This is a genomic window from Parafrankia soli (assembly GCF_001854695.1).
GTDB lineage: Bacteria > Actinomycetota > Actinomycetes > Frankiales > Frankiaceae > Parafrankia > Parafrankia soli.
The window spans coordinates 1-5366 of sequence record NZ_MAXA01000064.1; the positions used below are offsets into that span (position 1 = coordinate 1).

General features: G+C 69.9%; 7 protein-coding genes. 2 read left to right on the forward strand and 5 right to left on the reverse strand.

The genetic code is table 11. The annotated features are described in order from the left end of the window. Positions 1-299 precede the first annotated feature (299 nt). From BBK14_RS07640 to BBK14_RS07655, 4 genes are all read right to left on the reverse strand, one after another. Positions 300-821: a hypothetical protein gene (locus BBK14_RS07640; protein ID WP_071060524.1), complete on the reverse strand. Its 522-nt coding sequence runs from the start codon at positions 819-821 to the stop codon at positions 300-302. A 264-nt stretch (positions 822-1085) separates the two neighbouring features. After that, positions 1086-2111: a site-specific integrase gene (locus BBK14_RS07645; protein ID WP_198541202.1), complete on the reverse strand. Its 1026-nt coding sequence runs from the start codon at positions 2109-2111 to the stop codon at positions 1086-1088. Between the two features lie 211 nt (positions 2112-2322). After that, positions 2323-2652, reverse strand: a complete 330-nt coding sequence (locus tag BBK14_RS07650) for a helix-turn-helix domain-containing protein (RefSeq protein WP_071060529.1) — start codon at positions 2650-2652, stop codon at positions 2323-2325. Between the two features lie 31 nt (positions 2653-2683). Then, complete coding sequence (locus tag BBK14_RS07655) at positions 2684-3784, reverse strand: tyrosine-type recombinase/integrase (protein ID WP_241831272.1); 1101 nt, start codon at positions 3782-3784, stop codon at positions 2684-2686. Positions 3785-3983: 199 nt separating this feature from the next. On the opposite strand from BBK14_RS07655, the gene BBK14_RS41620 reads away from it, so the two are divergent. Further along, positions 3984-4550, forward strand: coding sequence for a nucleoside/nucleotide kinase family protein (locus BBK14_RS41620; RefSeq protein ID WP_241831274.1), 567 nt, complete (start codon positions 3984-3986; stop codon positions 4548-4550). Positions 4551-4571: 21 nt separating this feature from the next. On the opposite strand, the gene BBK14_RS38125 is transcribed toward BBK14_RS41620, so the two are convergent. Beyond that, a complete protein-coding gene (locus tag BBK14_RS38125) occupies positions 4572-4745 on the reverse strand; it encodes a hypothetical protein (RefSeq protein WP_157904226.1) in 174 nt (57 codons plus the stop codon). 232 nt (positions 4746-4977) lie between these two features. Between BBK14_RS38125 and BBK14_RS07665 the strand changes: the two genes are divergently transcribed. Beyond that, entirely contained in the window at positions 4978-5235 is a 258-nt protein-coding gene (locus BBK14_RS07665) for a hypothetical protein (RefSeq protein ID WP_198541203.1), read from the forward strand. The last annotated feature ends 131 nt before the right edge of the window (positions 5236-5366 follow it).

Consider the following 5366-nt stretch of genomic DNA (forward strand, 5'->3'; position numbering starts at 1 on the left):
GGCGCTTGTCCCTGACGCCAGAGGAGTCGCCGGCCGGACCCGCCACGAACTCGCCGCCGAGCCACAGGCCATCTAGATCATCGCCGTTTGCGGCTGGTGACACGTTTCTTACCGGCACGACCTCCGCAAGTTCAGCCTGACTGAAGGTTCTTCGCCACGAACCCACGGCCGTTTCGATGATCGGGTTCGAGGCTGAGGCGGGTTCGGCGGGGCGACATGGGCCCTCGCCTGGCTGGCGCGATCATTTCGCGCCGTCGCCCCGCGTCCGTGCGCCCGCCCGGAGACTTGGCCCCGGCGCCTCACCCTCCGGTCGGTGTTCCACTTCGTCCGTTCAGGACCCTGGTCACGTTCGGATACCACTCGGGGTGCTGCCGTACGAACTCCACTAGGGCGGGACTGTGGTCGCAGATGTGTCTTGTATAGCTGGTCCAGTCGTCGTTGGAATCGGTGGAGGGCACGAGTCGAGTAGTAAGGAGGCCGACCTCAAGAACGTCGGCGAACATTTCCGCGAGAGTCAGAACTCGGTCTCTGTCACTCCCCTCTGAGGGTTGAGCCTTGCTGTCATAGAAGTAGGCGCGCAGCTCAGGGCGTTCGAGGAACACCGAGTGCAACTCTCGATCGCTGTTCATGGCCTCCTGGATGACCGAAGCGCCCCCGATCGAGTTGCCGATCTTCGTCTGCTTGGCGACCTCCCAACACTGCCAGGCCAGGAGGAGCACCGATGCCGCGAGGCCGATCAGGCCGCCGATGGCGGCGACGTCGCTGATCACGTCGCCGCCGAGGTCATGGGAGGGACCAGCTCTCTGGTCCGCGCCCAGCACAGCGCGGCCAGTCCCGTCCGTGTCTCCTTAACTAACGTCCAGCTGGCGATCAGCTTTTCTGGAGTCCACCCTCGCTGCATCCGGCCCCCCACCGCACGATCAGCGAACCTTGCGCGCGAGGCTATATGGATTTCTCGCCATCTGCGTACGAAGTTCCGAGAATTACCAGCGGGTTTTTTTGCCCTTGGCGGCACGAGTCTGAGGTGGGTTCGGCCTGGCCAAGGAGGGGCCGACCAGCCCCTCCTTGGCCAGGCCCGCGCGCGGTCATCGGTCGGCGGGGTGGGCGTCGAGGAGGTTCTGGGCGATGGCGGCGTATCTGCTGGCGGTCGTGTGCGACAGGTTGAAGACGAGGGCCAGGTGCAGGGGGTCGGGGCCGACGGTGAGGGCCTCGTGGAGCACGCGGTCGGCGCGGATGCGGTCGAGGTGGACGCCGCGGCGCAGCAGGTGCTGGTGAAGGTAGTTGGGGCTGATGGGGCCGGTTCCCAGGGCGGTTCTCTCGTTGATGAGGACGTGCCGGTTGGGGGTGTGAGGCCAGCTGGTGCGGCGGTGCTCAAGCCAGGTCAGTAGCAGCTGGCGTGTCATTTCGCCGAGGTGCTGGGTGTGGCCGGCGAGGGTGATGCGTCGGTTGGGCAGGTCGAGGTCGTCGAGGGCCAGGTGGCGGATCGCCGCGGCGCGGGCGGCGTGGACGGCGGCCAGCGCGACGATCAGCCGTTGCGCCGGAGCGACGGCGGTCTGTTCGACGGTGTGGATCTCGGTGTCGGTCAGCGGCAGCAGGCTGTGGCGGTCGGGGCGGGGGACGGCCAGGCGGGCGGTGGGGTCGGCGAAGATCAGGCCGCGTTTCTTGGCGAACCGGAACAGCGATCGCAACGCGACGATCGCGTTGCTGCGCCGCTCGCCGCGCAGCGGATCCAGCGCGGTCTTCACGTCGGCGGTGGTGACCTCGCGCAGGTGGCCGCGGGTTGCCGCCCAGCGCTGCAGGTGCGGGCGGACGCCGCCGAAGTAGACGTAGATGCTGGCCTGCGACCGCGGCCGGGAGCGGGCGTCGCCGTCGAGCAGCACCAGCAGCCAGGCCCGCACGATCACGGCGAAAGCGGCGGGCAGGTCGTCGGTCCGGCGCTCGACCCAGGCGCGGATCGGCGGCGCGGTGTCGTCCTCGAGCAGCCCGAGGTCGGTGAGAACTTCGGCGACCCGCGCGCTGGAGGCCTGCCGCGGAAGGACGGCGCGGACCTCGGTAAGCCGGAGACGGTGGCCCGCGGGCCGGCCGTCCAGGACGACGGCCAGACCGTCCATCGCGCACCGGGTGGTCGAGGGCGACCAGCCGTGGGCCTCGCCCAGTTCCCGGGCCCGCGTCGCGGCCGCCCGCAGCGCGGGGGTATCCGATTCCAGGGCGGGACGCCGGCCGCTCGCCGGGCGGCGTAGGCCATGTTCCGGCAGCTGGCGTTGCAGTAGAGCCGGTCGCGCCGGCCGCCGGCGGGCAGCGAGCGGCCGCAGCGCCGGCAGGTCACCGAGGCGGCAAGGACCGGCCGGTGCGCGGCCGGGGCGTGACCGCCCGGGTGTGCGCCGCCGCGGCGACCGCCTGCTCGCCGTCGGCGGCCGGCACCGCCGCGGGCACCTTCTCCGGCTCGGGCAGCAGCAGCTCGTCGACGCCGCAGCCGAGCACCACGCAGATGACGTCCAGCTCGTCGAGCTTGATGGCGTTGGGGCTGCCGGACCACAGCCCGGACATTTTCCCGGCGCTGATCACCATGCCGCGCTCGGCGAGCATCCTGTGCAGCTCGCTGGCCTTCCAGATGCCCCGGTTGGCCGCGGCGAGCCGCAGGTTCCACTTCACGGTGCGCCCTCTTCTCTCCTGCAGGTGACGGTCACGGAGCGAGTCCCTTCCAGCGCTCGGCGACCCGCTGCTGGCCGGTGACCCAGGCGTCCTCGACGTGGGTGCTGTGGACGTGGACGTACCTGGCCGTCGTTCCGGTCCAGGAATGACCGAGCAGCTCCTGGATGGCGAACAGGTTCATGCCGGCCCGGTAGAGCTCGGAGGCGCAGTAGTGCCGCAGCACGTGCGGGGTCAGCCGTCCCGCCCAGGTCGGCAGGTGCTCGGCGGCGGCCTGCGCCAGGGAGCGGCGGAACACGTCGGCGGTCACTCGGCCGCACGAGCCGTCCTGGTTCTTGCGCTCGGACGGGAACAGCGGGGCTCCCGGCCGGGTGTGGTCGCCGTCGAAATGGCCCCAGACGTCCTCGATGAACCAGTGCACGTTCCGATCCGCGCCGTTGATCATCGGCACGATGCGCGCCTTCGGCCCCTTGCGCCGTGATCCCTTGCCGTGGCGGACGTTGAGCTTGCCGAACCGGCCCAGCTCCCAGCGGACGTCGTCCAGGTCGAGCATCCGAATCTCGTTGATCCGCAACCCGACGTCGGCCGCCAGCCGCGCGGCGGCATAGTTGCGGGCCGCCGGCGCGAACTTGCGGCACGTGGCGAGCTCCTGACGCCACCCGGCGAACAGCTGCTCGATCTCGGCCTCGGTCGGCGGTATCCGCACCTGCGGCTCGACGAAGGCCCGGGGACGGTTCACCTCGTCGAGCGGGCACTCGGCCACCCGCCCGGTCATGTTGTAGATCTCGACCTTGTGGCGGAGCTCCAAGAACTCGAAGTACACCGCCAGCGCTGCGGCCCGCCCTGTCCGGGTCGACGGCTTGGCGTCGCGCAGCGCCTTGCCGAAATACAGGTCGGTGTCGGCCGGCTGCATCTCCCACAGCGGCTGGGCGAACCAGGTCCTGATCAGATCCAGGTGGTTGGTGTCGTTGCGGATCGTGCTGTCGGTCAGCCCCGCCGACGCCCGCGCCAGCACGAACCCCGACAGCACCTCCAGCTCGAAGCCTGCGAGCTCCTCCTCGCTCGCCGGCGCGCGCAGCTCCCGGAGGTCACGCACCGCCGCGAGAGCCAACCCAACCCCCTGAACTTCAGCCACGCTGAAGGATGCTCATAACGAGCGAGATGCTCCCACAGAGGATGAAGAAGCCTCAAAGTGGGGCAACGGGGGTGGATCGCGGCCGTAGCCCCTGGTCAGGGCATGGCCGGCTTACCGCTGAGCTGAGGAACCCGGCAACTGTTGCACTCCCAATGCGCGGAACGTCACCACGGACCCCGTGACGGCCAGACATCTACGCTTGTCGGGTGCGACGCCGGCCGATCATCGCTTTGCTCGGGGTGGATGGGTCGGGCAAGACGACCCAGGCCAGACAACTCGCGGCCTGGTTGAACGGGCAGGGCGTGCCGGCCGCTACTTCGAGAACGCCGGCGGTCGCCCGATCTGGGATGCGCTGGCGCGCCTGCTCGGCCGCACAGACGGGCAGGCGCTGTTCGGCTGCCGCGCCTACGTCGTGGTCGAGGCCTCCATGCGCTGGGTGGCGGTCAGCCGGGCGCTCGCGTTGTCTTGGCTGACCGGCCGCGTCGCGGTGATGGACCGCTATGCCTATTGTCAGTACGCGGTCATGCGTGCCCGCGGCGACCGTGGCGAACGTCGAGTGCGTGCCGCGTTCCGCCGGTTCCCTGCGCCTGACCTGGTCTGCTATCTGTCCGTCCCGGCCGGGCTCGCGCAGCGGCGGGTGGAGCAGCGTGGACGCGACCGTGAGGAACTCGACTACCTCGTCGCCTTCGACGAGGCGTACCGCTCCATGCCGGAGGCGTCGTCGTTCGCCGTTGTCTCAGCCGAGGGGGCATGCGAGGAGGTCTAAACGGCCTTGCGGGCGACCGTCCTACCGGTGCTCGGCCGGTTCCGGGTGGACGGCGGGCCGCGGTCCAGGCTCGACTGAGTGGGCGCCGGCCTCGCCGGGCTCCACCCCGCCCTGACGGGCCACGTACTCGACGGCTTCGTCCGGCAGCTCGCTGCGGCCCTGCGGGAACCGGCCCAGCTGGGTGAAGAACTTCAAAGGAACGCGGCGCCAGGTGCGAACGGCGATGATCTGGCTGGGCTACGAGTGCTCACGACCTGGGCAGGCGCCCCGTCTAGTACGCCAGCGGTGCATACCTCCAGGCGTCGCYGTACTCGACGCAGTACGTGGCGTCCGCCGGCGCATTTCTACCGTCCGCGCCTGGACGCGCCCGCCGCAGTAGGGCCCCGGCTTCGGCGCCGTGTTCTGGGCACGGATCACCACGGCGGGATTGCATGGCACGCCGCTGTACTTCGGCCCGCTTCTCGTCGCCACGCCCGGCCGTGGCGACGACCGGAACCCGCTGATCGACGTCCGGCTCGCGCCGCGCAGGGAGTCGCTGCCCGGCGAGCCGTTGTGGACCTCGCGGGGTTCGACGCCGACACCCACCAGCGGTGGGCAGGCCTGCAACCTGGCGATCTTGAGCAGGTCCGGCGGCGGCTGCTGGCGAGGCCCGGTACTCGGGTCGGTGTCACGAGGTGACATGTAGCTCTGGGTAGTTGGTCGAAAGGCTTTCGGTCGTGGCTGGTGTGGTCGTAGCCTGTCGTCTGATCACGTGGCTGCGTGACTTCGGGGGCGTTGGGTGCGGCGTGAGTGGACTGCCGAAGAGCTGATCGAGTG